General features: G+C 58.8%; 32 protein-coding genes. 18 read left to right on the forward strand and 14 right to left on the reverse strand.

Annotated features, from left to right (window positions below; translation table 11 throughout):
- Nucleotides 1-37: 37 nt before the first annotated feature.
- The gene (locus tag ACK3EW_RS01180) at nt 38-1,753 is read right to left on the reverse strand and encodes a bifunctional sulfate adenylyltransferase/adenylylsulfate kinase (RefSeq protein WP_493808136.1); all 1,716 of its coding nucleotides are present in this window, start codon (nt 1,751-1,753) and stop codon (nt 38-40) included.
- Nucleotides 1,754-1,945: 192 nt separating this feature from the next.
- Nucleotides 1,946-2,950: a thioredoxin-disulfide reductase gene (gene trxB, locus ACK3EW_RS01185; protein WP_493808137.1), complete on the reverse strand. Its 1,005-nt coding sequence runs from the start codon at nt 2,948-2,950 to the stop codon at nt 1,946-1,948.
- A gap of 204 nt (nt 2,951-3,154) precedes the next feature.
- On the opposite strand from trxB, the gene ACK3EW_RS01190 reads away from it, so the two are divergent.
- Complete coding sequence (locus ACK3EW_RS01190; protein WP_085627974.1) at nt 3,155-3,655, forward strand: Lrp/AsnC family transcriptional regulator; 501 nt, start codon at nt 3,155-3,157, stop codon at nt 3,653-3,655.
- Nucleotides 3,656-3,685: 30 nt separating this feature from the next.
- On the opposite strand, the gene ACK3EW_RS01195 is transcribed toward ACK3EW_RS01190, so the two are convergent.
- The 5 genes from ACK3EW_RS01195 to lgt form a co-directional block, all read right to left on the reverse strand.
- Nucleotides 3,686-4,465 carry a Hint domain-containing protein gene (locus ACK3EW_RS01195; protein ID WP_439118517.1) on the reverse strand — a complete coding sequence of 260 codons (780 nt, stop codon included), beginning with the start codon at nt 4,463-4,465 and terminating at the stop codon, nt 3,686-3,688.
- 239 nt (nt 4,466-4,704) lie between these two features.
- Nucleotides 4,705-4,857, reverse strand: coding sequence for a hypothetical protein (locus ACK3EW_RS01200; protein WP_171046048.1), 153 nt, complete (start codon nt 4,855-4,857; stop codon nt 4,705-4,707).
- A gap of 138 nt (nt 4,858-4,995) precedes the next feature.
- On the reverse strand, nt 4,996-5,751 hold the full coding sequence (gene pgeF, locus ACK3EW_RS01205) for a peptidoglycan editing factor PgeF (protein ID WP_493808138.1): 756 nt from the start codon (nt 5,749-5,751) through the stop codon (nt 4,996-4,998).
- On the reverse strand, nt 5,748-6,824 hold the full coding sequence (locus ACK3EW_RS01210; protein WP_493808139.1) for a class I SAM-dependent methyltransferase: 1,077 nt from the start codon (nt 6,822-6,824) through the stop codon (nt 5,748-5,750). The genes pgeF and ACK3EW_RS01210 overlap by 4 nt, the downstream gene beginning before the upstream one ends.
- A complete protein-coding gene (gene lgt, locus ACK3EW_RS01215; protein WP_493808140.1) occupies nt 6,821-7,723 on the reverse strand; it encodes a prolipoprotein diacylglyceryl transferase in 903 nt (300 codons plus the stop codon). Before lgt ends, ACK3EW_RS01210 begins: the two co-directional genes overlap by 4 nt.
- A 93-nt stretch (nt 7,724-7,816) precedes the next feature.
- Between lgt and ACK3EW_RS01220 the strand changes: the two genes are divergently transcribed.
- Nucleotides 7,817-8,062: an accessory factor UbiK family protein gene (locus ACK3EW_RS01220; protein ID WP_085627979.1), complete on the forward strand. Its 246-nt coding sequence runs from the start codon at nt 7,817-7,819 to the stop codon at nt 8,060-8,062.
- Nucleotides 8,063-8,065: 3 nt separating this feature from the next.
- On the opposite strand, the gene ACK3EW_RS01225 is transcribed toward ACK3EW_RS01220, so the two are convergent.
- Nucleotides 8,066-9,523: an aldo/keto reductase gene (locus tag ACK3EW_RS01225; RefSeq protein ID WP_493808141.1), complete on the reverse strand. Its 1,458-nt coding sequence runs from the start codon at nt 9,521-9,523 to the stop codon at nt 8,066-8,068.
- A 128-nt stretch (nt 9,524-9,651) separates the two neighbouring features.
- Here ACK3EW_RS01225 and ACK3EW_RS01230 point away from each other — a divergent pair, with 128 nt between their 5' ends.
- From ACK3EW_RS01230 to ACK3EW_RS01280, 11 genes are all read left to right on the forward strand, one after another.
- Nucleotides 9,652-10,026, forward strand: a complete 375-nt coding sequence (locus ACK3EW_RS01230; RefSeq protein ID WP_085627981.1) for a TIGR04076 family protein — start codon at nt 9,652-9,654, stop codon at nt 10,024-10,026.
- Nucleotides 10,023-11,093 (forward strand): aldo/keto reductase, encoded by a 1,071-nt coding sequence (locus tag ACK3EW_RS01235; RefSeq protein WP_493808142.1) that lies wholly within the window; start codon nt 10,023-10,025, stop codon nt 11,091-11,093. Before ACK3EW_RS01230 ends, ACK3EW_RS01235 begins: the two co-directional genes overlap by 4 nt.
- On the forward strand, nt 11,086-11,865 hold the full coding sequence (locus ACK3EW_RS01240) for an ABC transporter ATP-binding protein (protein WP_493808143.1): 780 nt from the start codon (nt 11,086-11,088) through the stop codon (nt 11,863-11,865). The genes ACK3EW_RS01235 and ACK3EW_RS01240 overlap by 8 nt, the downstream gene beginning before the upstream one ends.
- Nucleotides 11,862-12,587, forward strand: coding sequence for an ABC transporter ATP-binding protein (locus ACK3EW_RS01245; protein WP_493808144.1), 726 nt, complete (start codon nt 11,862-11,864; stop codon nt 12,585-12,587). Before ACK3EW_RS01240 ends, ACK3EW_RS01245 begins: the two co-directional genes overlap by 4 nt.
- Complete coding sequence (locus tag ACK3EW_RS01250; protein WP_493808145.1) at nt 12,584-13,498, forward strand: branched-chain amino acid ABC transporter permease; 915 nt, start codon at nt 12,584-12,586, stop codon at nt 13,496-13,498. The genes ACK3EW_RS01245 and ACK3EW_RS01250 overlap by 4 nt, the downstream gene beginning before the upstream one ends.
- Nucleotides 13,495-14,442, forward strand: a complete 948-nt coding sequence (locus ACK3EW_RS01255; protein ID WP_493808146.1) for a branched-chain amino acid ABC transporter permease — start codon at nt 13,495-13,497, stop codon at nt 14,440-14,442. Before ACK3EW_RS01250 ends, ACK3EW_RS01255 begins: the two co-directional genes overlap by 4 nt.
- Before the next feature lie 36 nt (nt 14,443-14,478).
- Entirely contained in the window at nt 14,479-15,741 is a 1,263-nt protein-coding gene (locus tag ACK3EW_RS01260; RefSeq protein WP_439118507.1) for an ABC transporter substrate-binding protein, read from the forward strand.
- A 498-nt stretch (nt 15,742-16,239) separates the two neighbouring features.
- Entirely contained in the window at nt 16,240-16,740 is a 501-nt protein-coding gene (locus tag ACK3EW_RS01265) for a type III secretion system chaperone family protein (protein ID WP_085627988.1), read from the forward strand.
- 36 nt (nt 16,741-16,776) lie between these two features.
- On the forward strand, nt 16,777-17,592 hold the full coding sequence (proC, locus tag ACK3EW_RS01270) for a pyrroline-5-carboxylate reductase (RefSeq protein ID WP_493808147.1): 816 nt from the start codon (nt 16,777-16,779) through the stop codon (nt 17,590-17,592).
- On the forward strand, nt 17,585-17,926 hold the full coding sequence (locus tag ACK3EW_RS01275) for a tRNA-binding protein (protein ID WP_493808148.1): 342 nt from the start codon (nt 17,585-17,587) through the stop codon (nt 17,924-17,926). Before proC ends, ACK3EW_RS01275 begins: the two co-directional genes overlap by 8 nt.
- On the forward strand, nt 17,923-18,873 hold the full coding sequence (locus tag ACK3EW_RS01280) for a 2-hydroxyacid dehydrogenase (RefSeq protein WP_493809782.1): 951 nt from the start codon (nt 17,923-17,925) through the stop codon (nt 18,871-18,873). The genes ACK3EW_RS01275 and ACK3EW_RS01280 overlap by 4 nt, the downstream gene beginning before the upstream one ends.
- On the opposite strand, the gene ACK3EW_RS01285 is transcribed toward ACK3EW_RS01280, so the two are convergent.
- Nucleotides 18,870-19,124, reverse strand: coding sequence for a hypothetical protein (locus ACK3EW_RS01285; RefSeq protein ID WP_493808149.1), 255 nt, complete (start codon nt 19,122-19,124; stop codon nt 18,870-18,872). The genes ACK3EW_RS01280 and ACK3EW_RS01285 overlap by 4 nt on opposite strands.
- Nucleotides 19,125-19,247: 123 nt before the next feature.
- Between ACK3EW_RS01285 and ACK3EW_RS01290 the strand changes: the two genes are divergently transcribed.
- Nucleotides 19,248-20,366 carry a beta-ketoacyl-ACP synthase III gene (locus ACK3EW_RS01290; RefSeq protein WP_493808150.1) on the forward strand — a complete coding sequence of 373 codons (1,119 nt, stop codon included), beginning with the start codon at nt 19,248-19,250 and terminating at the stop codon, nt 20,364-20,366.
- A 49-nt stretch (nt 20,367-20,415) separates the two neighbouring features.
- Here ACK3EW_RS01290 and ACK3EW_RS01295 read toward each other — a convergent pair whose 3' ends face one another.
- On the reverse strand, nt 20,416-20,913 hold the full coding sequence (locus tag ACK3EW_RS01295) for a PRC-barrel domain-containing protein (RefSeq protein WP_493808151.1): 498 nt from the start codon (nt 20,911-20,913) through the stop codon (nt 20,416-20,418).
- Nucleotides 20,914-21,010: 97 nt separating this feature from the next.
- On the reverse strand, nt 21,011-21,592 hold the full coding sequence (locus ACK3EW_RS01300; RefSeq protein ID WP_439118583.1) for a thymidine kinase: 582 nt from the start codon (nt 21,590-21,592) through the stop codon (nt 21,011-21,013).
- 288 nt (nt 21,593-21,880) lie between these two features.
- Between ACK3EW_RS01300 and ACK3EW_RS01305 the strand changes: the two genes are divergently transcribed.
- Genes ACK3EW_RS01305 through ACK3EW_RS01315 form a run of 3 tightly spaced genes read left to right on the forward strand, consistent with a single transcriptional unit; the run spans nt 21,881 to nt 23,032 of the window.
- Nucleotides 21,881-22,339, forward strand: coding sequence for a hypothetical protein (locus ACK3EW_RS01305; RefSeq protein WP_493808152.1), 459 nt, complete (start codon nt 21,881-21,883; stop codon nt 22,337-22,339).
- Nucleotides 22,326-22,676 carry a YigZ family protein gene (locus tag ACK3EW_RS01310; RefSeq protein ID WP_439118500.1) on the forward strand — a complete coding sequence of 117 codons (351 nt, stop codon included), beginning with the start codon at nt 22,326-22,328 and terminating at the stop codon, nt 22,674-22,676. The genes ACK3EW_RS01305 and ACK3EW_RS01310 overlap by 14 nt, the downstream gene beginning before the upstream one ends.
- An 8-nt stretch (nt 22,677-22,684) precedes the next feature.
- The gene (locus ACK3EW_RS01315) at nt 22,685-23,032 is read left to right on the forward strand and encodes a diacylglycerol kinase (RefSeq protein WP_493808153.1); all 348 of its coding nucleotides are present in this window, start codon (nt 22,685-22,687) and stop codon (nt 23,030-23,032) included.
- On the opposite strand, the gene ACK3EW_RS01320 is transcribed toward ACK3EW_RS01315, so the two are convergent.
- The 3 genes from ACK3EW_RS01320 to rimO all read right to left on the reverse strand — a co-directional run bounded on the left by ACK3EW_RS01320 (nt 23,016) and on the right by rimO (nt 25,900).
- Nucleotides 23,016-23,399 carry a thiol-disulfide oxidoreductase DCC family protein gene (locus ACK3EW_RS01320; RefSeq protein WP_493809783.1) on the reverse strand — a complete coding sequence of 128 codons (384 nt, stop codon included), beginning with the start codon at nt 23,397-23,399 and terminating at the stop codon, nt 23,016-23,018. The genes ACK3EW_RS01315 and ACK3EW_RS01320 overlap by 17 nt on opposite strands.
- 137 nt (nt 23,400-23,536) lie before the next feature.
- A complete protein-coding gene (locus ACK3EW_RS01325; protein WP_493808154.1) occupies nt 23,537-24,484 on the reverse strand; it encodes a zinc transporter ZntB in 948 nt (315 codons plus the stop codon).
- Between the two features lie 39 nt (nt 24,485-24,523).
- Nucleotides 24,524-25,900: a 30S ribosomal protein S12 methylthiotransferase RimO gene (gene rimO, locus ACK3EW_RS01330; protein ID WP_493809784.1), complete on the reverse strand. Its 1,377-nt coding sequence runs from the start codon at nt 25,898-25,900 to the stop codon at nt 24,524-24,526.
- Nucleotides 25,901-26,006: 106 nt separating this feature from the next.
- On the opposite strand from rimO, the gene ACK3EW_RS01335 reads away from it, so the two are divergent.
- Nucleotides 26,007-26,321: a Dabb family protein gene (locus tag ACK3EW_RS01335; RefSeq protein WP_493808155.1), complete on the forward strand. Its 315-nt coding sequence runs from the start codon at nt 26,007-26,009 to the stop codon at nt 26,319-26,321.
- Nucleotides 26,322-26,331 lie beyond the last annotated feature (10 nt).

Consider the following 26,331-nt stretch of genomic DNA (forward strand, 5'->3'; position numbering starts at 1 on the left):
AAAGGGACGGATGTGCTCCGTCCCTTCTATCTTGGTCTTACTGACCTGCGATCAGTCCTAGGCTTTCGAGTTTCAGGATCACCTGATGAGCGCAGTTGTCGACTTCGACATTCTCGGTCTCGACACGCAATTCCGGTGTTTCCGGCACGTCGTACGGGTCAGAGATCCCTGTGAATTCCTTGATCTTGCCTTCCCGCGCAAGCTTGTAGAGCCCCTTGCGGTCGCGGCGTTCGCATTCCTCAAGACTCGTCGCCACATGGACCTCGAGGAACGCACCGAACTGTTCGATCTCTTCCCGAACGGCACGGCGTGTTGTGGCATATGGCGCAATGGGCGCACAGATTGCGATCCCACCGTTCTTGGTGATTTCTGACGCCACATAGCCGATGCGGCGAATGTTCAGGTCGCGGTGTTCCTTGCTGAATCCCAGCTCCGAGGACAGGTTCTTGCGCACGATATCGCCATCCAAAAGGGTCACCGGGCGACCGCCCATCTCCATCAGCTTGACCATCAAAGCGTTGGCGATGGTGGATTTACCCGAGCCAGAGAAGCCGGTGAAGAAGACGGTAAAGCCCTGCTGTGACCGCGGCGGGCGCGTTTTGCGCAGCTCGGTGACCACTTCGGGAAAGCTGAACCATTCCGGAATGTCCAGACCTTCGGTCAGGCGGCGGCGCAGTTCGGTGCCCGAAATGTTAAGGATTGTCACGTTATCCTTGTCGGCGATCTCGTCCATCGGCTCGTATTGCGCACGTTCTTGAACGTAGACCATGTGTTTGAAATCGACCATCTCGATGCCGATCTCAGCCTCATGCTCGCGGAAGAGGTCCTGCGCATCATAGGGCCCGTAGAAATCCTCGCCCGCCGAATTCTTTCCGGGTCCCGCGTGATCGCGGCCAACGATAAAATGGGTACAGCCGTGGTTCTTGCGGATCAGGCCATGCCAAACCGCCTCGCGGGGGCCGGCCATGCGCATCGCAAGGTTCAAAAGGCTCATCGTCGTGGTAGATTGCGGGTACTTGTCTAGCACCGCTTCATAGCAGCGGACGCGGGTGAAATGGTCTACGTCACCCGGCTTTGTCATGCCGACAACCGGATGGATCAGCAGGTTGGCCTGCGCTTCTTTCGCAGCACGGAAGGTCAGTTCCTGATGTGCGCGGTGCAGCGGGTTGCGGGTTTGAAATGCCACCACCTTGCGCCAACCCAGCTTGCGGAACAGTGCGCGCAATTCGTTCGGAGTGTCGCGACGCCCGCGGAAATCATAATGGACGGGTTGCTGGATACCGGTGACGGGACCACCCAGATAAACTTTTCCTGCCTTGTTGTGCAGGTAGTTGACTGCCGGATGCGCATCGTCATCTGCACCGAACACCTTTTCCGCCTCGCGCGCCTTGTTCGGCACCCAGCGGTCGGTAACGGTCATCGTACCAAGGATCACACCTTCCTGATCCCGGAGCGCGATGTCTTGCCCGATCTCAAGGCTGTCTGCAAAAGCTTCGGACACGTCCAGCGTGATCGGCATCGGCCAAAGCGACCCATCGACCAGGCGCATGTTTTCGACAACGCTATTGTAGTCCTCTTCGCCCATAAACCCTTTCAGCGGATTGAACCCGCCATTCATCAAGAGTTCCAGGTCGCAAATCTGGCGTGGCGTCAGATCGTGGCTCAACAGTTCAGCCGCTTCCAGCTTGAGCTTTTGGGCGCTGTCATACGAGACATAAAGTTCAGGGATTGGGGCAAGGTTTTGCGGGTACATTGTTCTGCTCACTGCCCAAATTTGGGCGCTGGTTACGCCTCCACCGGGACAGAAGTCCAGTGACAAGGTCGCGCACCTCATGAATTCGGGAAAATGTGCGGAATTTACGCCAGTTTTGAAAATGGTTTACCGAAAAAAAAGCCAACGCGCCGGGATGTGGGTCGGACCTCTCAGTCAGACCCATCTCGCGTCCTACTCCGCAGCTGGTACTTCGGCGCCATAGCCCAAGGGAGCTGAAACAACCTTGCCTGAATCATCGCCAACTTCCGCAAGGAACCGCTCGGCCTCAAGAGCGGCCATGCACCCCATGCCAGCCGATGTGACCGCTTGCCGGTACTTGTGGTCGGTCAAATCACCAGCCGCAAACACACCGGGAATCGATGTTTCCGTGCTGTCTGGTTTGGTCACGACATACCCACCCATATGGGTTTCCAGCACGTCCTTGACCAATTCATTGGCGGGGGCGTGACCGATGGCGATGAACACGCCTTTACATGGAATCTCCGTGATCTCGCCGGTATCGACGTGTTTGACGCGCACGCCTTCGACGCCCTTGGGCATGTCCGTCCCGAACACTTCGTCCAACTGGTGATGCCACAGTGTTTCGATCTTGGGGTTCTTGAACAGACGGTCCTGAAGGATTTTCTCGGCCCGCAGCTCGTCGCGGCGGTGGATCAGTGTCACTTTGGATGCGAAATTCGTCAGGAACAGCGCCTCTTCCACAGCGGTGTTGCCGCCGCCAAACACCACAATTTCCTGACCGCGATAAAAGAACCCATCACAGGTTGCGCAGGCTGACACGCCAAAACCCTTGAACGCGTCCTCTGATGGCAGCCCAAGCCACTTGGCGCGTGCCCCTGTCGCAAGGATCAGCGCATCCGCCGTATACACCGTGCCGCTGTCGGACTGCGCTGTGAACGGGCGTTTGGACAGGTCCAGCGAGGTGATGAGGTCGCCGATAATATCGGTGCCCATGGCGCGTGCATGGGCTTCCATGCGCACCATCAGGTCTGGTCCCTGCACCTCTGTGTCGCCGGGCCAGTTCTCGACCTCGGTGGTCGTGGTCAACTGCCCGCCCGGTTCCATGCCCTGAACGAGAAGCGGCTCCAGCATGGCGCGGCTTGCATAGACACCAGCGGTGTAACCGGCAGGACCGGAGCCGATGATCAAAACTTTGGTGTGGCGTGTGTCGGACATGGCAGCCTCGCGTCGCAGAGTACGGTTTTTGTCTAGTCTTTGGATATATGCGCCCATGCGTGTCTTCGCAAATCAATGACACCGCGTCGTGTGAAAAATTCACAGTCTAAAATGTATAGAAAGATTGTTGCTCAATGTTGAAACAATATTGCGCGCAACAAACCTATGCTATAACAATGTCGAAAAATGCAGGGGTGCTTCAGGATGCCGGCACATCGGTTGGATCCAATAGATCGCAAGATTTTGGCAGAGCTTCAAGCAGACGGACGCATGACCAATGTCGAATTGGCCCGCAGGGTCGGTATTTCGGCGCCACCGTGTCTGCGGCGTGTGCGCACCTTGGAAGAGCAAGGCTTTATCCGGGGCTACCATGCCGAGGTTGATCCGCGCGAATTGGGGTTTGAGGTTCAAGTTTTCGCGATGGTCGGACTGCAAAGTCAGGCCGAAGCAGATCTGCGCGCCTTTGAAGACCGCTGCCGCAGTTGGCCGCTTGTACGTGAATGCCATATGCTCAACGGAGAAGTGGACTTCATCCTGAAATGTGTCGCTCCTGACCTGAGCACGTTCCAAAGCTTTCTGACAGGGGATCTGCTGACATCGCCAAACGTCGGCAGCGTCAAGACTTCGCTTGTGATCCGCGGGGCAAAGGACGAACCCGGTGTGCCTTTCGACGTATTGGAAGCGCGGCTGGGCGGCACGGACTGACACCGCGCCAACGCAGTGATGCTTGACGTGTCAGGCGACTCGCAACGTTTCGATCACGTCGCGTGTTGTGCGCGGGAAAGCAAGGTCGCCAAAGCCTTCGAGAGACCCAAGATGCGGGAACATCGACTGCAGCATGTCGCGAACAGAGCTTCCGATTTCCGCAGCTGAAACCCGTCCCGGATGGTAACTTTCCAATTCGTGCCCATTGGCCCGAATGATCCCGTGGCTTTGCAAGGCGAAATGGTATAATTGCACCGATCCCGGCGGCGTGATGCGTAAGACCCGGTCACCGTCGATATAGTCGCTGGCTGGGGCAAGTACCGCATCGCAGTTGAGCAAATCAGCAAAACGATCTTGACGGACCACAAGCCGGGCTGCGGGACCAAGCAGCAGATCGCTTTGGTCCATGCCAACTCCCGGCATACGGAGCAAGTAGGACAGAGAGGTCGTTTCGGCGGCGAAATCCGGAAGATAGGGCGTGCTGCCAATCCATACGACGGGCTGTGGGCCGCGATGTGTTTCGACCAGATCCCCGGGAATCAGATCTTCGACAGCAATCGGCCCCATAACCGTTGAAATGAGCGTGCCCCGGGCGAAGGCGGACGCGCAGGCTTCGAAAGTCGAAGATGCAGGAACTGTGAAACTGGACTCGGATATCGACTGATCTTGCAGAAGGGCGGCAGCCTCGATGGTGCGGGTGAGAGGGATGTCGCGTCGAGGCTGCCCGTCGAACGTGGCAACTTTGTCTGTTGAAACAGCATAGGCGTTGAAGTCGGTCGTCGCAGCGCGATCGGTCGAGGTCTGAGCCATGTGATACCTTTTAACTTAGGTCACATCCGCGTTGGCCCCCACCAACAACACCAGAAGGACGGTGCAATATCGTTGAATAAAAGATGGCTCAGAAGTGTTTGATTCGTCAAAGCTCAACGAAAATTGGCCGCGAAATCGCGGCCAATTCTTCGATATGGGGAGGATTGTCTGGGTCTTCGGAACAGCGCTGCCACAATTGGGGAAGATCGTGACAGGTCGGCTGTATTCCGTAGGTTTGATCAGGCGCGTTTGCGGGCCAGTTGGTCGGCCTTTTCAGCCTTGATGCGGGCAAACATCGCCTTGCGGGCTGCGCCGCGCTGGAAAGGAAGCGCTGGCATGTCCTCTTTCGAGGTTGCAACGACAGAGGCGATGAATTTCGAAGTGCGCGACATTGGACTGCTCCGGTGGTGTTCCGTTGTTTCTTGATCCTAATTAACCCGTGCAATTGGGCGCGTTTGTGACCAAACGTGGACAATCCCGGTGTATTCCTGTGATTGATTTAGGCACTGCGCCAATGGCGCTGGCGCGGTTCAGAGCCGGATCACCGAAATCAAACGGCCGTAATCCGCCTCCCGCGCATGGGTCGCGCGGCGGTAGGAATAAAAGCGATCTGCGTCAGAATACGTGCAGTGCCGTGTCCATTCCGCGTCCACCCCGGCGCTGCGCAGCTTGTAAAGACCAAAGCCTGGCAGATCGAAGTGGAACTTGTCTTCATCCCCATTGACGAAGAACCGAGCGTATTGTGGATCTTCGGCGAGAAAAGAATCGAGGAATTCGGGTCCGACCTCGTAGGCACGTTGGCTTATACTGGGTCCGATCACCGCTTTGATTGTTTCGCGATTGGCACCAAGGCGGGTCATCGCATCAATCGTTGCTTCCAAAACACCGTCCAGAGCTCCGCGCCATCCGGCATGGGCAGCGCCGATGACACCGGTATCGTGATCGGCAAAGAGCACAGGCTGGCAATCCGCCGTCAGCACACCCAGCGCGACACCTGGCGTTTTTGTCACCATGGCGTCGGCCTGTGGTTTCGACGATCCCAACGGTCCCTCCACAACTTCCACCTTGGCAGAGTGCACTTGGTGAACGCTGACCAGCTGATCTCCGGCAACCTCCATCGCATCCGCGACACGGGCGCGGTTGATGGCAACGATTTCGGACTGGTCGGATGATCCAGCGCCGCAGTTGAGCCCTGCAAACACCCCGGAAGATGCACCGCCGCGCCGCGTGAAAAATCCGTGGCGTATAGGTCCGAGGCTATCTGCTGTGATGATTTCCAGCGTCATGGATCCAGTCCGGGCGGCGGCGACTCGTTCACTGGGTACAGACCCAGCACTTTGAACAAGGAACCCATTTCATCGGGATGGGTCAACCGTCGATGTGCAGCCACATGCGCAGCAAGTGGTTCTCCGGTCAGACCCTTTGCCAAACTCTGGGCGCGCGGCGTGACCCCCAGCCGTTCAAGAAACACGCCTTGATTGGTCAATTGGCTGGCCGCGCATCCCGCAATCAACGCAGCACGTGCCAACGCTTCGAAATCGACATGGGCGGTCAGGTCGGCCTGTCCCGGTTCAGCGAAAGGATCAACGGGTCGGTGTGCACGCACCGCCTGAAACGTGTCACCATTGGAATGCCACCCGCCATAGTCAATGAACAGCGCCATTCCACCTTGTGTCGCGATCCGGCGGGCTAGAGCATCCACAACCGCAGTGCCGTGTGCGCAGGTTTCCACAAGGGCACCCGGCTGTGTGTCGTCCAGGCGGCTGTTAAGCGCTTCAATCGGTGCTGCATCACTTAGCCCGCGTTGCAGCACACCGGTTTCCGACAGCCCCACCATGATCTCGCGCCAACCTTTTGGGTCACGCTGAAACTGTCTGATTGGAAGCGCATCGAAAAACTCGTTGGCCATGACGAAAATCGGAATGTCTTCGGGCAGAGTTTCTACCGTGTCATGCCACGTTGGGTGATAGGCGGGCAGGGCGGCCGCCTGCAATCTGCGCATGCGCGCCGATGCCTCGACCAGATGCAAATCGACTGCAGCGTGAAACCCCGTCACCTGTACCGTGGACCGCAGGATATCTGCGATCAGCGTGCCACGCCCCGGTCCCAATTCTACCAAGCCAAACCGATCTGGCGCGCCCTGATCCATCCAGGATTGCGCAACACAGAGGCCGATGAGTTCCCCGAACATCTGGCTGATCTCAGGAGCTGTGGTGAAATCCCCATCGACGCCAAGCGCGTCTTGGGTCGTGTAATACCCGTGTTTGGGATGAAGCAGGCAAGCAGACATATAGTCGGCCAAGGTAATCGGCCCGGTCGCCTCGATTTGGCGGCGCAGGATTTTTGAAAGCTCCGTCATGTGTCCCGTACGGCTCCGGCGCGGCGTGCGGACAGCCAGAGATAAATGCCGATTGCAATCATCGGAACAGAGAGAAGTTGTCCCATGGTCAGACCATACCCGCCGATGTGCCAAGCAAGGCCGAGCGGGTTGCCGTCCGAAATGAACTGCGCATCAGGCTGGCGCACGAACTCTACCAAGAAACGCGCTGCGCCATAGCCACCAATGAACAGGCCAACGATCCGACCCGGCACTTTGAGTGCCCCACGACGGAAAGCCAGCCACAGCAGAACGGCACCCAAAAGCAGACCTTCCAGCAGCGCTTCGTAAAGCTGCGACGGATGGCGTGCGCAAATTTCTCCCAGCGTCTGTCCACAAGATTGTGCGGCCTGACCGGGAAACTGAACCCCCCAAGGCAGGCTGGTTGGCCGCCCCCACAGTTCTGCGTTGATGAAATTCGAAAGCCGCCCCAGCAAAAGTCCCGGCGGCGTGGCCATCGCCATCATGTCTGCAGTGGGGCGCAAGGGGAGGCCGTTTTTGAAGCAAAACATCAGCGCAGCGCCAATCACCCCGATAAGCCCCCCGTGAAACGACATGCCACCCTGCCAGACAGCAAGGATTTCCGCTGGGTTCTGCAAATAATACCCCGGCTGATAAAACAGCACGAATCCAAGCCGTCCGCCCAGAATGACCCCAAGGATCACCCAAGTGAGCAATTCCTCGACCTGTTCGGGGCGCATCGGAGGAGTATCATCGGCCCAAAGCGTCGGGCGTTTGACTGCCGCAACCGCAATCCGCCACCCAATCAGAATGCCTGCGATGTAAGCCAGCGCATACCAACGCAGCGCAAATTCAATCCCGAAGATCGAGATCGAAAACAGCTCTGGCGAGACATTCGGAAAAGGCAGACCCGTAGACATGCGCGCAGATGTTCAATTCTCTGCGGCGAAGTCAACCTTGTGCCGCGCGGGTGTGAAGACCATATAGAGATCAAGCAAACGCCGGAGGCAGACATGCAAACCCGAAACAAGGTATTTGAAGACCTTTCGCAATTGATGACCAACGCCATGGGCGTGGCTCAGGGCGCGAAAGACGAGGCTGAGACTGCGATGAAATCGCTGGTCGACCGTTGGCTGGCGGATCGCGATTTCGTCACGCGCGAAGAATTCGACGCAGTGCGCGCGATGGCGATGAAGGCCCGCGAAGAGAACGAAATGCTCAAAGCCCGTCTGGACGCTTTGGAAGCGGCCAAGAAATGATTTCTAGCTTCGGGGCCGGACGATCGCTTCGGCCTCGATCTCTACTTTGTAGTCGCCGATCAGCTGGCCGATCTGGAACAGCGTATTGGCCGGTTTGATATCGCCAAAGATGCGCCCATGCGCTTTGGACACGGCAACCACATCTTCGGCATCACTCATGAACACACGCGTGCGGACAACGTCGTCAATGCTTGATCCAAGCGCAGTGAGAGCTGCGCTGATCTTGTCCAAGACATAGGTCGTCTGCGCGCCTGCATCCTTCGGGGCCACCGCCCGATCAACACCCGCGGTCGCTGTTGTGCCAGACACAAAGATGCGATCCCCGATCCGATGTGCGCGGCAATATCCTGCGATGTCTTCCCACTCGCTTCCTGACAGAACGCGTTTTTCACCGGGGCGGTTCGGCACGTCCTCGACTGTCATGGCGCTGGGCATTGTATCAAGGTGATGGCTGAGGTCCCCGCTGGCCGTCAGGAAGGGTGGCTTACGGTATTCGTCGCCGCAATCGCCGGGCAGGGGGGTTGTCACTGCAAAAGCCGCGTTCAAGCGGGCGTGGTCCTCTTCGTCCAACCTGAATTGGAACAGCTTGAGGTTATCGTCCGTATGCTGGGCCTCACCCAGCCTCGCGCCAATGATGACCCCGGCAACGGCTTCATTCTCCAGCACCCAACGCGTGGCGACATTGGCAATCGACACGCCATGCTTAGCCGCCACATCTGCAGCCGCCTGCAACACCGTCTGATAGGCGTCCCATCCCCCGGCGGTGTCGATGAAGCGTTTGTACTTCATCTTGCTCCAGTCCGTGATCTCGGTCGGCTCTGCTTTGCCCAGCCATTTCTCCGATAGAAACCCGCCTTGCAAAGTACCATAGCACACAAGCTTGACGCCCCACGCTGCGCAAACCTCGGACAAGGGGCCGGTCGCGCGGCGATCCAAAAGCGAACAGGGCACCTGATTGCTGACAATCGGGATGCCATCGGCCAAGGCAAGATGCAGGTGCGCCGCGTCGAAATTGGTCAGGCCGATTTCTCCGATCAACCCTTCTTCGCGCAATTTGGCCATCTCGTGCAGCGCGTCGAGCCAAGCTGGGTGCTCGAAACTCCACCAGTGGAATTGCAACAGGTCCACGCGGTCCACTCCCAGCCGATCCAACCGCTCCTGCACTCCGACGCGCACGACATCGGCCGTCATCGGGCCGGGCACCGGGCACCACTTGGTGCCGACGGTGGCCTTGACCCCGCGCTTCAACAACGCTCCGGTGATCACCTCCGCAGTGCCATAGTGATCCGCCATATCGAAACTATCGAACCCGGCATCCGCATAAGCCGCCAGATGATCCGCGCCGACCTCCGGATCGATGAGGTCTCCGTCTTTCTCGATATCCGCCACCTGCCAAAGGCCCACCAGCGCACGGCGGATGGTCAGGCGGTCGCTCAGGGCGATGGTGTCGGGGTGGGTCATAGAGTGGTCCTTTCGGCTGTCGCCCCATGAGTTGCCGCCCTGAACCCGTTTGACAAGCCCGAAAGATCCCAGCAACCATATGGTTAACAATAGGGAACAACCGCGCGGAACCGCGTGTCAGGGGAACGATGAGCGCGGCGCAGGACGCGGACGAATTCTGGCTGTACGACCTGCGCGTTGAAACCGTAGTGGGCGACCGCACGTCTGTTTGTCGTCATGTCGAGGGCGAAAGCTTCCGCGTTGAAGGCGAATTGCTGATCTTCGACGACCAGCAGAAAGTGTCGATGTACGCGCTCGCCGCTCTGTTGCCTCTGCTTCCCGCAAAACAACGCCCGACCTCACCCAATGACTGGATGTCCACTGATGCCGAGATCGCCTGCCCAGACCCCAATTGCGGCGGTCGGTTCCGGGTGACACGGACGGCCAAGCGCACGTTCCGCCATTCCGAAACCACCGGCCTGCCGGATCAGCGCAGCACACCCTACTGGAAAGACGAAACATGAGCGTCGAGACCACCCAACTGCGCCCCGGCCATACAATCAGCCGAGTCATTCGCGGTGGGTGGCAACTCGCGGGCGATCACGGCCCGGTGGACCGCGCACAGGCGATCCGTGATATGGAAGCCTTTGTCGATGAGGGCCTGTTCACATTCGATTGCGCCGACATCTACACCGGCGTGGAAGAGATGATCGGTGATTTCATCGCCGACCTGCGCGCGCGGCGAGGCGCGTCGGTTGCAGATCGTGTCTGCGTTCACACCAAACTGGTGCCCGACCTCACGAGACTGGCCGATCTGCGGCCAGATGAAGTGACCGCCATCATTGATCGGTCGTTGCAAAGGCTCAAGATCGACCAGCTGGACCTCGTTCAGTTCTTCTGGTGGGACCTGTCACAGGGAAATGCCGTTGACTCCCTTGATGTGCTGAAAGACCTGCGCAAAGAGGGCAAGATCAAGAACCTCGGCACCACCAATTGGGACAGGCAAGCGATGCAGCGGTTTGTCGATGCGGGCTTCGATATCGCCTCAGCACAGGTTCAATTTTCGGTGCTGGACCGCCGCCCGCAAAACGGGCTCACCAATTGGGCGGCGCAGAACGACCTGCAATTGATTTGCTACGGCACGCTTGCTGGTGGCTTCATCACTGAGAAATGGCTGGGTGAGCCAGACCCCGGGTTCCAGTTCGAGAACCGCAGTCTGATCAAGTACCGCCTGATCATCGACGAATTCGGCCCGTGGGACCGCTTTCAGGCGCTTCTTCAAGCACTGAAAACGGTGGGTGACAAGCATGGCGTCTCGCTTTCTGCCGTCGCCACCCGCTGGGTGCTGGATCAGCCACAAGTCGCGGCGGGTATTGTTGGCGCACGCTATGCCCGCCACTTGCCACAGACGCTCCAGACCTTCGCCTTTGCGTTGGATGAAGAGGATCATGTGACGCTCAATGCGGTGTTGGATCAGGCCGATGGTCCCAAGGGTGACGTCTATTCGCTCGAAGGGGACAGGAGCAGTCGTCATGGCCGGATCATGAAGTACAACCTGAACACCAACCCGAACGACGCGGTGCATGGGTAGCATGGCTGACCCGATCCTCAGCATCCGGAACGTCAGCAAGACCTTCGGCGAGTTCCGCGCCGTCAACGATGTATCGCTCGACATCCACGCGGGCACAATCACCGGGCTGATCGGACCAAATGGCGCGGGCAAGACGACGCTCTTCAACGTGCTGACCGGAATGCTGAAACCGACCAGCGGGACTGTCCATCTCGACGGTCAGGACGTGACCGGGTTCTCACCCGATGCCTTGTTCAGCCTCGGACTTGGCCGCACCTTCCAAATCCCACGCCCCTTCGCAAAGATGAGCGTTCTCGAAAACGTCATGCTCGCCCCGATGGCGCAGGTGGGTGAACGCCTTTGGGGTCCGTTCTTTGGCGCTGCCAAGATGCGAAATCAGGAATCCACCATTCGCAAACGCGCGATTGAGGTGCTCGATTTCGTCACCCTCGCCCCATTGGCCGATCAGGCGGCGGGGCAGATCTCCGGTGGTCAGATGAAGCTGCTGGAACTGGCCCGCATCCTGATGGGCGATCCCAAACTGATCCTGCTGGATGAACCCGCCGCCGGGGTGAACCCGAGCCTGACACGGACGCTGATCGAAAAGATCGAAGAACTGAACCGCGGCGGCAAAACCTTTGTCATCATCGAACATGACATGGATTTCGTCATGCAGCATTGCGATCCGGTCATTGCACTGGCCGAGGGCCGCAAGGTGTTCGAAGGCACGGCGGATGAGGCGCAAAGCAATCCCGTTCTGCTGGACGCATATCTAGGGGCGCAGGTCGAATGACGGCGGTTGTGGCACAGGATATCGTCGCTGGATACGTACCGGATTTACCGATCCTCAAGGGCGTGTCACTGACCGCAGAGACCGCCAAGGTAACGGTCATCATCGGTCCCAACGGGGCGGGCAAATCAACCCTGATCAAAGCGATTGCCGGGCTGGTGCCGGTGACCAGCGGTTCGGTACTGCTTAATGGCGCGCATATCACAAACCCGCGGCCGGACCAGATGGGCGGCTTGGGCGTGGCCTACGTCCCGCAATCGGACAACATCTTCCGCTCGCTGACGATCCGGCAGAACCTTGACCTTGTCTTGCGAAACGCAGGCAAAGAGGCTGCTTTGCGGCGCGACGCGTTGTTCACGCAGTTTCCGGCCTTGGCCGACAAGCAGACCGAGAAAGCTGGCGCGCTGTCTGGTGGGCAACGCCAGTTTCTTGCGGTTGCCATGGCACTGGCCATCAACCCGTCTGTGATCCTGATGGACGAACCGTCTGCCGGGCTGTCCCCCAAGGCCGCGCAAGAGGTGCTGGAATACACGCGCGCCCTGACCGAACAAGGCGTGACCATCCTGCTCGTCGAACAGAACGTCAAACAGGCGCTTCGGATGGCGGATCACTGTTACATCCTCGCCGATGGCCGCAATCAAGTCGATGGCGCGGCGCAGGATCTGCTGAACGATCCGGTGGTCGGGCAAATCTACCTTGGCGGCAAGCGGGTGACACCGGCATGATCCAGAACCTTGTGGACGGAGTGCTGGTCGGCTCAATCCTGTCGCTGGGCGCGATTGGTCTGACCATGGCGATGCACATGCTCCGCTTTGCCAATTTCTCGCATGCCGAACTGCTCTCCATCGGGGCCTATGCCGCTTTGTTGTTTGACGGCCTCTTCGGTGCGATCCACCCCGCACTGGCCGAGGCGATCCCGCCGCTCAGTCTCACCTGGTCGCTGACCCTGGCGCTCTTGCTCTCGATGGCGCTGACGGGCCTTTCCGCTGTGGCTGTCGACAAGCTCGTGTTCAAACGCGTCCGCGCCAAGGGCGGAGAGCTGTCGATGGTCTTCGCGTCCTTCGGCGTTGCCATGATCATCCGCAACATCCTCGGCCTGATCTTTGGCTTGAACCCAAAGCTCTATTCACAGGACATCGTCTTTGCCATCGTTGTCAGCCGTGATCCGTTCCTCTTGATCAAACCAGATCAGGTATTCACGCTGGTGGCGGCGCTGCTGATCATGTTCATCCTGCATCTGGTCCTGTCGCGCACGACCTTCGGCTATTCCTTGCGCGCAGTGGCCGAAAACCCGACCCTGGCGCAGGTATCGGGCATCAACCTCAACCGCATGATCGTGCTGATCTGGCTGATCGGTGGCGGGCTGGCGGCGGCAGCGGGGGTATTCTACGGCCTGACCAACCAGATCAGCCCGGTGCTTGGCCGCGATCTCGTGCTGCCGATCTTCGCCGCCACCATCGTCGGTGGCATCGGCAGCATCTACGGCGCGGTGCTGGGGGGCTTCCTCGTTGGTCTCGCGTCCAACCTTGCGCTGGTGATCCTGCCCTCGGGCTACAGCCCGGCGGTGCCCTTCCTCATCATCCTTGCCGTACTGATCCTGCGCCCGCATGGGCTGTTTGGGGAAGAGCGCACATGATCGGCATCATCTCCTACCTCGTCTTTTTCGCCACGGTCGCCTCGATCCTGTCGATTGCGGTGCTGGGGCTTAACCTGCAATGGGGCAACACCGGCCTTTTCAACGGCGGCGTAGTCGCGTTCTTCGGGGCAGGGGCCTATGGCACGCTGATCCTTGGCGGGACGCCGCAAGCGGGGCAGCTGGGTGGGTTCGGCCTGCCATACCTGCTGGCCCTTTTGGGCGGCATGGCCTGCGCCGGGGTCGTCGCCTGGATCGTCGGGCTGCTGACCATCCGCCTTAGGCATGACTACCTTGCCATCGCGACCTTCGGTGTCGCCGTCGCATTCGAGACCGTGATGCGCAACACCGACGCTTTGGGCGGGGCGCAGGGCATTCGTGGGTTTGAACGGCCTTTGCGCGAAACACTTGGCAACGGGTTCACCTACAACCTCGCCTTCTTTGCCTTTGTCCTGATCCTGCTGATCGCCACATACCTGTTTCTCGAACGGCTGATCCAGTCCCCATTCGGGCGCCTCCTTCGTGCGATCCGAGAGGACGAGACTGCCGCGCAGTCGCTCGGTAAATCGCCGTCCCGCGTGCGCCTCACGTCTTTTGTGGCCGGTTCGGTGATCATGGGCCTTGCCGGTGGACTCTACGCCACCTTTTATGCCTTCATCAGCCCACAAGACGTGCTTCCGATCCTCACCTTCCAGATCTGGGCGATGCTGATCGTCGGCGGCGCGGGCAACAACAAGGGCGCGGTGATGGGGACCTTCCTGATCTGGGCCGCATGGACCGCCAGCGGCTGGGCGCTGTCACGTTTCGCACCGCTGGAGGTGCAACTCTATACCGGGTCGATCCAGTTCGTGCTGATCGGCTTCGTGATCGTGGGGATGCTTCTGTGGCGACCACAGGGGCTCTTCCCGGAAAAACTGGTCGTGTCGCAATCGGCCAAGAATAAATGAAAACTTTCCAAAAAATGAACAATAGGGAGTTACGGAATGAACGGACTTAAGACTTCGGCCCTTGCCCTGGGCCTTGCTGCGGGTTTTGCCAGCTTTGGCACTGATGCCGCGGCACAAGATTGCACAACCAAGATCGGCGCTGTGCTGCCCACGTCTGTCGATTGGGGCAAGCCCATCGCCGCCACCGCGCAATACGCCGTGGACATCGCCAACGAAGCAGGCGGTGTTGCGGGCTGCCAGATCGAAATGGTCCTGCGCGATACGCAGGTTGACCCGAAAGTGGGTGTGGACGCGGCCAAGGCGCTGGTCGATCTCGATGGCGTGCAACTGCTGCTAGGTGCAGTGTCCTCTGGTGTGTCCATGCCGATCCTGACCTCGGTCACAGTGCCCGCCGGTGTGATGCAGATGTCCTGCTGTTCATCCTCGACCGCGTTCACCCGTCTGGCCGAAGAGGGCAAGACCAACGGTCTCTTCTACCGTACCTTCGCCACATCCGGTGTGCAGGCCGCAGTCGGTGCCATGGTGGCACAAGAAGCAGGCTACAAATCGGTGGCCGTCTTCTACAAGAACGACGACTGGGGGCAGGACATTGGCGGCTTGGTCGCGGACGACCTTAAGGCGCTTGGCATCGACGTGACCGCGTCCATCGCCATCAATGACGGGCAGGCATCGTTCCGGGCCGAAGTGACCGAGGCGCTCAAGGGCAATCCCGAGGCGATCTATATGGCGCTTTATCCCAAAGAAGGCACACAGGTCGTGCGCGAATGGATCTCGCTGGGTGGATCGCAGAACATGATCGCGGCGAACGCGCTGAAATCCGATGAATTCCGCGACAATGTCGGCATGCAATACCTTGCGAATTTCACCGGAACAGACACCGCGTCACCGCGCACTGACTCGGCCTCGGCCTTTGTCGACGCCTACACGGCGAAGTTCGATGGCCCGCCCAACGGTCCGGGACTGGCCAACAGCTATGATGCGACCATGATTGCCCTAATGGCGATGCATGCAGCGGGCAAAGACGCCACCGGTGCGGATATCGCCGCCAAGGTTGCGTCGATCACCGACCCCAATGGTACCCCCGTCACCGCCGACGCGGCTGGGTTCACCATGGCGAAAGAGGTTCTCGATGGAGGTGGCACGGTGTCCTATCAGGGTGCCACGGGCAACGTGCAGTTTGACAAGAACGGCGACGTATCTGCCCCTGCCGTGACATGGACCTTCTCGGAAAGCGGGATCGAAGAGCAGAAGTACATCTCGCTTACCGAGGTCAACGACTTCATGGCGTCGCTGAACTGACATCAGTATCGTATTGGCTGTGCCAATTCGACGGAGGACGATGCGACAACGCATCGTCCTTTTTCGTTTTCGAAAAAGAGGGGGCGCTACCCCCGTCGCCCTTGGGCGACTCCCGCGAGGTATTTGGAAAACACAAAAGCAGGACCGGGCACGTTCTCCGTGCGATCCTGCCTAATTTTTGAGCAGAGTTGGTGTCCAGCTGGAAAGGCCGGTTAGGGCAGCCGGATGATGCAGGCTCAGCGCAGTTGTGCATCCAACAGCACCGCGGGCCATTTTTCATGTGATTTTATCCACAGATTGTGGCACTATTCGCGCTCACCACATCGGGTAGACTTCTCCACAACTTATTGCGTTTGTCATGGAAATATCGCTTTACGCGACCGCTCCGGCCATGCAGCATATGTTGTAGGGGGACGGCATTTCACCGCAGCCCCTAGAGCAGGCACCGAAGGGTAGGGCAAAGCCCGCCTTTCCGCACAGGTAACAGGAGGCGGCATCATGGCCCTGTCCGAGCAGTATCTTGAAGACGACATCCACCCGATCGATATCGTTGAGCACATCGCCGAGCATCATGACTGGGACTTTGACCGCATTGCGGAAGACCAGATTGCGATGGCTGTCGAAGGGCAATGGCGGACTTATTCGATCACCTTGGCATGGTCCCCCTATGACGAAACGTTGCGCCTGATCTGCACCTTCGACATGGACCCGCCCGCAGATCGGATGCCAGCGTTGTTCGAAAGTCTGAACTCGGTCAATGACCAGTGCTGGGCAGGCGCTTTTACCTATTGGGCGGATGCCAAGCTGATGGTCTATCGCTACGGTCTGGTTCTGGCGGGTGGCAACGTTGCCAGCGCCGAACAGATCGATACGATGATCAATTGCGCCGTCATGAGCGCAGAGCGCTATTACCCGGCATTCCAACTGGTCGTCTGGGGCAACCGCACACCGAAAGATGCGCTTCAGGTCGCCATTGCAGAGGCCTACGGCCGCGCGTAACACTGGCCCCCGACGCAAAGAAACGTGGGGGGCTTCATGCAAAATTCTGATATCGCCAAGCGTGGGCTTGTTCTGTTGGGCTGTGGCAAGATGGGATCAGCCATGCTCGAAGGCTGGCTTGCCGGGGGACTGCCTGCAAGTTCGGTCTGGGTGACCGATCCGAACCCGTCAGATTGGGTACAGGCACAAAGCGTACACCTGAATACGGATTTACCAGAAAACCCAGCCATTGTGCTGGTCGCCGTCAAACCTCAGATCATGCGCGATGCATTGCCGACGCTGGCGCCGCTGGGAAATGGCGACACGACCTTCCTGTCGGTCGCGGCGGGCATCACCATCTCCTCCTTCGAAGACATGCTGGGCGACAAGACGCCGGTGATCCGGTCGATCCCAAACACGCCCGCCGCTGTGAAGCAGGGCATTACGGCGATCATCGGCAATGCCCATGTGACCGAAGCGCAATTGCAGATGGCGGAAACGCTGCTGTCTGCGATTGGCCAGACCGTAAGGCTTGAGACCGAAGATCAGATGGATGCTGTCACAGGGCTTAGCGGGTCCGGCCCGGCCTACGTGTTTCACATGATCGAGTGTCTGGCTCGCGCGGGCGAAGCACAGGGGCTTGACCCCGAACTCGCCATGACGCTGGCCAAGGCAACGGTTGCAGGATCGGGCGCGCTGGCCATGCAGGCCGATGAAACGCCGAGCCAGTTGCGCGTCAACGTGACCAGCCCCAACGGCACCACGCAGGCGGGACTGAACGTGCTGATGGACGAAGAAACCGGCCTGCCGCCGCTCATCGCCCAGACCATCGACGTTGCAACCAAGCGGTCCAAGGAATTGGCCAATGGCTGATCAGATCAGTTTCGACGATTTCATGAAGGTGGATATTCGCGTCGGCACCGTCATACAGGCAGAACCCTTCCCCGAAGCGCGCAAGCCCGCGATCAAGCTGTGGGTTGATTACGGGAACGAGATCGGCGTCAAGAAATCCTCGGCCCAGATTACCGTGCATTACGACCCTGCCACCCTTGTCGGCAAAAAGGTCATGGGCGTCGTCAATTTCCCGCCGCGCCAGATCGGACCGTTCATGTCCGAGGCGCTGGTCTTGGGCTTTTACGACGCAGACGAGGCGATTGTCTTGGCCGTACCCGACAAAGACACCCCGAACGGAGCGCGCCTGTGCTGAAACTTCTGATCACCCGCAAACTCCCCGACCCGGTGCTGACCCGCGCGCGGGAGGTGTTCGACGTGAGCGTGCGCGACAACACTGCACCGCTGAGCCGCGATGAACTCACTCAAAGCCTGATCGACCATGACGTTGTGCTGCCTACATTGGGGGATGCCTATAGCGCTGACATCTTTTCTGCGGTGCCTGAAAAAAGGACCAAGCTGCTGGCGAATTTCGGTGTCGGTTATAATCACATCGACGCGACTGCGGCGCGGGCTGCCGGGATCGAAGTTACCAACACCCCGGGTGCGGTAACCGATGCCACCGCCGATATCGCCCTGACCCTGATGCTCATGACCTGCCGTCGCGCGGGTGAGGGAGAACGCATGCTGCGTGCAGGGCAGTGGGAGGGGTGGCACCCAACGCAGCTTTTGGGGCTGCACATGTCCGGCAAGACGCTTGGTGTGGTCGGTATGGGCCGCATCGGTCAGGCCATCGCACAGCGCGCACATTTCGGCTTTGGCATGGCGGTCAAGTTTTACAACCGGTCTTTGAAAAAGGTGCCATTCCCGGCGGAACAGGTCGCCCAATTGATGGACCTTGCCGCCCAAGTGGACGTCCTTGTCGTCGCCGTACCTGGCGGTGGCGAAACCCACCACCTGATCAACGCGGCTGTGCTGAAGGCAATGCAACCCCACGCGCATGTGGTGAACATTGCGCGCGGGGATGTGGTGAACGAGACTGATCTGATCGATGCCTTATCGACTGGTCGGATCGCAGGTGCTGGGCTCGATGTGTACGAGTTTGAACCCAAGGTGCCACAGGCGTTGATCGACATGGAGAACGTCACGCTTCTGCCGCATCTGGGAACGGCCGCACTCGAAGTGCGTACGGCGATGGGGCTGATGGCGGTCGACAATGCAATCGCCTTCGCCAAAGGTGAGCCTTTGCCCAACGCAGTTTAAACCTCGCGGTCGCCCGGGCGCGGGATCGGTCCGTGGTCGAACGGATCGCGGTGCGGCGACCATTGTGTGTCATTGTTCTTGATGAGGCGCGACACGTAGTACGCGCTGGGCCACGCCATCACGAAACCGATGATGGCAGCGGCACCGATCACCCACCATGAATAATAGCCCATGGTGAACGCGGTTGTTACAATAGTGCCGGTGATCAAGGCACCGCTTAGAAGCGAAAGTATGATGGATAGACGGTCCATTGTGTATCTCCTTTGATAGATCAACGCGTGCCCTGCGGAGCAAGTTCCGAAGTCGCGCAGCGTCGCACTTGACCCCGGCGTGTGTGTGCAGTCTGGTCCCTGCACGCAAAAAGGACCCGAGCCATGATCCAGCCCGCCATCACCGGAAGCGGTGTGTTCACCCCGGAGAACATCATCACCAATGACGAACTCGTGGTGGCTTTCAACGCCTATGCCGACAGGATCAATTCCGAAAACGCTGATGCGATTGCCTCCGGCGACGTGGAACCGGTGCCGCATTCCAGTGCGGAGTTCATTGTCTCGGCATCGGGCATCGAACAGCGCTACGTGATGGACAAGTCCGGTGTTCTCGACCCCAATCGCATGTTCCCACATTTGAAGGCGCGCTCGGATGAAGAGCCGTCGATCATGGCTGAAATGGCGGTCGATGCGATCAACAAGGCACTGGCGAAAGCCGGGCGCGATGCGTCAGAGGTCGATTTGGTAATTTGTGCGGCCTCGAACCACGAACGCGCCTATCCGGCGGTGGCGGTCGAGATCCAAAGCCTGATTGGGGCAGGCGGTTTTGCGTTTGATATGAACGTTGCCTGTTCATCGGCCACATTCGGCATTCAGGCGGCGGCTGACATGGTGCGGTCGGGATCGGTCAAATGTGCCATCGTCGTAAACCCCGAGATCTGTTCTGCGCATTTGGAATGGCGGGATCGGGATTGTCACTTCATCTTTGGGGATGTGGCCACGGCCGTGGTGATTGAACCCGACGCCAACGCCAAGGGCGCGCATTTCACCATTCATGGCACACGTTGTGCGACCGAGTTCTCGAACAACATCCGCAACAACAACGGCTTTTTGCGTCGCACCCGGGACCAGATGGAAGATCGCCGCGACATGCAGTTCATGCAGAACGGGCGCAAGGTGTTCAAGGAAGTGCTGCCGATGGTGTCGGCGCACATCCTTGGTCATCTAAAGGACGAAGGCTGGAGTGCAGACAGCCTGAAACGGCTTTGGCTGCATCAGGCTAACAAGACGATGAACGACTTTATCGGCAAGAAAGTTCTAGGTCGGACGCCTGAGCCGGGCGAACAACCAAACATCCTTCAGGATTACGCCAACACATCGTCTGCCGGGTCAATCATCGCCTTTTCGAAATACTCGGACGACATGCAGCCGGGTGACCGCGGTGTGATCTGTTCGTTTGGGGCAGGCTATTCGGTCGGGTCAGTGTTGATCGAACGCGCATAGAAAAAGAGGGCCAATCGGCCCTCTTCTCTGTAGATCGTTCAAGGCTGGATCAGTTCCAGAAACCTTCGTCGACCGATTCCATCTGCTCAAGCTCTTCTTCGTTGAACTTGGTCACGAAGGCATAGCTGCGATCATCTACGGCCACGAGGTTCACGTCCGATACCGGGATCATCACATGCTTGTCTGCGATGTCGAGGAAGCCGCCGATCTCTGCGATGATGCCGATCATCTGGCCGCTCTTGTTCAGAATGATGTCCTCGATTTCGCCGATGTCATTCCAGTCGGCGCTGACTTCGGTGTAGACCGTGTCCATCGACCAGCCTTCATCATTGGCGGCGTTCGTTGTGTAGACATTGCCACCGGTGATGTCGCGGGTGCGGATCAGGTTGGTCGCGTCATCCAACGACATGTTGTCCGCCATGTTGGTGCTGTCCATCATCTCGGAGTTGGTGTTCTCAGTCGCCATTTCGCCAGACGAATGGTTTTCCGCCCATGCACCGGTGGTTGCGACTGTCAGGGCGAGTGCGCTTACAAAAAGCTTGTTCATGATATCCTCCTGGATTGTGTTGCTTCTGAGGACACAACCAACGCCGCCACACGGCGTTCCACGGAATATTTTTGCGATGTGATGGAACTTTTCGGGCTCAGAGCGAACCGGTTTCCTGCCGCCAATGCTTGCGACAGAGGCTTACATAGGTCTCGTTTCCACCGATCTGCACCTGCGCGCCCTCGGTCAGAACACTGCCCTGATCGTCTTTGCGCACCACCATCGTCGCCTTGCGCCCGCAATGGCAGATCGTGCGCACCTCGCGCAGCGAATCCGCCAGCGCCAAAAGCGTGGCCGAGCCTGGGAAAAGCTGCCCCTGAAAATCGACGCGCAACCCGTAGGCCATCACTGGGACACCCAGATCATCGGCCACGCGCGCCAGTTGCCAGACCTGATCCGGGGTCAGGAATTGTGCCTCATCTATAAAAATGCAGGCCAATTCGGTTTTCGCCAAGATCCCTTCGACCCGTGCGAATAGATCGTCAGTGGGTGAAAACGTGTCCGCCTCACGTGCGAAGCCGATGCGGGATCCAATCTTGCCCATCCCGGCCCGATCGTCGAAGGCCGCGGTCATCCGGTAGACCGACATACCGCGCTCTTCATAATTGTGCGCAGCCTGAAGCAGCAGGGTCGATTTGCCTGCGTTCATGGTGGAATAGTTGAAATAGAGCTTCGCCATATCCTGCCACATGCCCCAACCTGCACGGCCGCGCAAGAGAGCCAAGTTCAGGATGCGCCTCAGTGTGGGGTGCAAGTGGTGACCCGTGCAGAGCAAGCAGATGCCTGTGGCGTTGCTCTGCCAGCGCATCCTGACTCCGGGACAGCGATAGGGAACGGACTGCACCCGGTGTGCCTTGACGCCCGATTATTTCGGGTCTGGACCAGCTGTGGCATTGCGTTACGATGAAAGTCAGGGGAAAGAGGCGTTTATGTTCCCATCGCGAAGGGTCACTTTAAGGGGTTTGCCATGCCGTCATTCGGTCCGTACCTGAAAAAGCACACCGAATTGCTGGTCAAAGAAGTCGGCATCGAAAAGGCGTGTGAACTCACCGGAAAATCAAAAGCGACGCTTGGCCGGTACTACGCAGACCATGATGAACACGCAGACAGGTTCATCCCCGTGGATGCCGTTGCGGCGTTGGAGCAAGTGTCCAGCTATCCACATGTCACCTCTGCATTGGCTGAGTTGAACGGGATCACGCTGTCCTTCGAACAGCGGCGTGACAATTCAAGCAACAAGGGCGGCGTGAATTCGGATGTCGTGGCGCTGAGCCAGCGCTTTGCGATGTTGATGTCTGAATATCACCAATCCATCGCGGATGGCGTTATCAGTGCGAACGAAGCGCGGCGTCTTCTGCGCGAAACGCTTGCGCTGCAACAGGTGCTGGTCGACATGAAACTGCATCTGGAAGATGAGACAGTTTGAAGGCGTCATCTCGGATCGCGGCTCCAAATACGCGGTCTGTGGAGGGCCAGTGGCCAGCCGCGCAGATGTGGATGGCTTTCTCAAGACTTTGAAGCGCGCCAAGAAATACGCCAAGGCCACGCACAACACATGGGCTGTTGTGTTCTCGGATGGTACGCCTCTCAAGAACGATGATGGTGAAGGCGGAGCCGGTCAGATCATTTTGCAAATGCTCGAACGCGAGGGGCTAAAAGATCACGTGATCGTTGTCACCCGCTGGTATGGTGGCAAGCATCTGGGCGGCGACCGGTTTCGCCATGTGCAGGATTGCGTGCGGCATTACCTTGATAACACCTAGGCGCAGCGATGGAGTTTTTCAGACGTCTCAAACTGCGCTGCATTTGGTCCTGGGCCGGAGTCGTGGCCACATGGCGCACTGAACACAGCTTTCGCAGTTGGGTCTGGGCCAATCTTGCTTCCGCTGTGTTGGCTTTCGCGTTGCCGCTCACCCCCGCTGAACGGGCGTTGATCCTTGCCCTTGGCCTTTTGGTTCTGGCGGCTGAGTTGTTCAATACAGCCATCGAAGATACGGTCGATTACATCTCAACCAAAGATCATCCGCTGGCCAAACGCGCCAAAGACGCAGGCAGCGCCGGGGTTGCCGTAGCGGCGATTGCCGCAGGTGTGGCGTGGTTGGTTATCCTGATTGGGTAGCTGCGCGGGCCTTGCGGCGCAGATGCCAGCGATAGATAAGCGGAGCCAAGGCATGATCGTAGACAATCGAGGCCAGTTGTTTGATCCCCGGCAATCCGACGACCTTTGCCAACCACCGATAGCGCGGCATCTCGCGCCAAAGAACAAGGAAGGCCGGTATGCCGCTGGTCAATTCACCGTCACGTAGAACGTACAGGCGCCGCGCTGCTGTGTCTTCGTCAATGCCCCAAGCCGCACGTTCTACTCCGTTCAGATCATCGAACTGGATCGCAAGCCCTTCGCGCTTGGCATAAGCGGCGTAGTGGTTGATCTCGAACGAACAGACCGGGCATTGGTCGTTGTAAAGCACGCGGGTTTCGGATATCATTGTCATGTATCGGAGATAAGTCAGTCTGTGCAGCAGGCAAGCTGCGACGACGGATTGCCGGTCTTCTTGTTTCGAATACCTTTTGAGCTTTGGGAACAGAGCACTGAACGGACCGGTCTTCAGATAGCCATGGCCGTTCAGAACAGCTTGAATTTGCGAAAAAGAACGTATTCCAGCACCCCGATCATCACCATCAGACCACAAATGATCCAGAAGCCGTAGTCGCTTTGCGACAGTGGCATGCCTCCGACGTTGATCCCCAAAAGTCCGCTCAGGAAACTGATAGGAAGGAAGAACGCAGCAACAACGGTCAACACCAGCATTTGCTGGTTCATCGCTTCGGCGCGGATGTCCAGCATGTGGTCCTGCACCACCTGACAGCGCTCGCGGATCATGTCGAGCTCCTCGCATAGCCGCGACAAGCGATCCACAGCCTCGCGCAAATGCCCCTTTGCCAATTCCGAAATCCAGTCAAAGGCTTCCACCTCCAGCGTGGTCAGCGCGTCGCGTTGCGGAAACAAGTAACGCCGCAGGGCAATGGCGACCCGACGCGTGTCAGAAATGGTGCGGCGCGTTTTGGCGATATCAATGTCATCGAGCCCGTCTTCGACCTCGTCGAGCACTTCGTTGAGGTCGGCAATCACCGGATCGGCCCGATCCACCAGACGCAGGGCAATGCTGGCCAGCATGTCGCCGGTCGAAACGGGCGCGTGGTTGCGGTCGACCATCGACAGGATGTCGTCCAGCGCGCCCAGGGGCCGGATGCCGACGCTGATGATCTTGTCTTCTTCGATCCAGACGCGCAGGGAAATCATATCCTCGGGCTCGGCACACTCGATCAGGTTGATCCCGCGCAGGATCACCACCGCGCCATCGCCATGCGGGGTGCAGCGCGGGCGCGTTTCGACCGCCGAAAGGGCGGATGCGACAACCGCCTCCAAGGGAAGATCAGACAGCACCCCGGCGACGTAGTCCACGTCGCCCTGAACATGGGTCCAGCGATAGACTGCGTCTGGATCATTGTCTTTAACGGATCTCCCCGAACGCGAAATCAGATGGGTAAAGCTGTGGTTTTCAGGTCTCATGACGTCAGTGTAGCGCGACCACGGGGCAGCGCACCACAATTACGAAACCAGCCGTCCCCACAGATCGTATTCCCCGGCCTCGTCTACCTCGACCGACACGATCTCACCAACACTCAAGCCGTCGGTGCCTTCGTCGATAAAAAGGTTACCGTCGATCTCGGGCGCGTCCGACTTGGTGCGGCAGGTCGCAATACCATCGGCGTCAATATCATCGATAATGACATCCATCCGCTGGCCGACCTTGGCTGCCAGTTTGGCCTCGGAAATCGCCTGCGCTTTTTCCATGAACCGATCCCAGCGCTCTTGCTTGACCTCGTCCGGAACATGATCCGGCAGCGCGTTTGACCGTGCGCCGTCGACATTCTCGTACTGAAAACACCCGACGCGATCCAATTGCGCCTCGTCCATCCAGTCCAGCAGCGTCTGGAACTCGTCCTCAGTCTCGCCCGGATAGCCTACGATGAAGGTCGAGCGCAGCGTGATGTCGGGGCATACCTCGCGCCAGGCTGCGATTTCGTCCAGCGTCCGTGCGGCTGCGGCAGGGCGGGCCATCCGTTTCAACGTGTCAGGGTGGGCGTGCTGGAAAGGAATGTCGAGGTAGGGCAGCACAAGACCATCGGCCATCAGCGGCACCAGTTCCCGTACATGCGGATACGGATAGACGTAATGCATCCGCACCCAAGCGCCCAGTGATCCCAGATCGCGGGCCAACGACAGGATCGGGAACTTCTCGTCCCGATCTTTCCAATCGGTGCCATAGGCGGATGTGTCCTGGCTGATCACCAACAATTCGCGCACGCCGGACTCAACCAGCTTTTCCGCCTCACGCAGCACCGCCTTGGCGGGACGCGAGGTTAGCAGGCCACGCATATCCGGGATGATGCAGAACTTGCATTTGTGATTGCAGCCCTCGGAAATCTTCAGGTAGCTGTAGTGGCGCGGCGTCAGGCTCACTCCGGTCGCGGGTAGCAGGTCGATGAACGGATCGGGATCGGGCGGCACGGCTTTGTGCACGGCGTCCAGCACTTGCTCGTATTGATGCGGGCCAGTGACGGCCAGCACCTTGGGGTGCGCGCCGGTGATGTATTCCGGCTCTGCCCCCAGACAGCCCGTCACAATCACCCGACCGTTTTCGGCCAGCGCCTCACCAATCGCCTCAAGGCTTTCCGCCTTGGCGCTGTCGAGAAACCCGCAGGTGTTCACGATCACCGCATCGGCACCGGAATAGTCCGGGCTGATTCCGTACCCTTCGGCCCGCAGGCGCGTCAGAACCCGCTCTGAATCCACCAGCGCCTTGGGACAGCCAAGCGAGACCATGCCGATGGTCGGCTGACCCGCACGGGGCGCATCGGAAAACCGCGCAGTGGGCGCAAGGTCGGGGCGAAGAGAGGGCGGGTTCTGGGACATGCGCGGCATATAGAGATTTGCGGGTGTTTGGGGAAGGGCCGATTGCAGAGCGAGGCGGGACATTCGTTCACAGACAGGGTAAAGCTGAACAAGCATATCTGAGTAAGAAAGCCCTATGATCCTGCATTGCGTTTTTTGTGATGTCCGACCGGATGCCAACCGGGCAGAATGTCATGCCGTTTTGTCGGACCTCGCCCAGTTCAGCCACACGCTGGATGGGGTTCTGGGCTTTGACCACGGTCCCAATGCCGATTACGAGGGCAAGTCGCCCCAAGTCACCGATGGCTTCGTCATCCGCTTTCGTGATCGTGAGGCGCTGGCCCACTATGCGGATCATCCGACACACAAAGCGCTGGGCGCACGGCTCTGCGATCTGTGCGAAGGTGGGGCAACTGGGATCATGGTCGTCGATCTGGTCACCAACGACTGATGACAAGGTA

The organism is Marivita sp. NO-S04 (assembly GCF_059070475.1).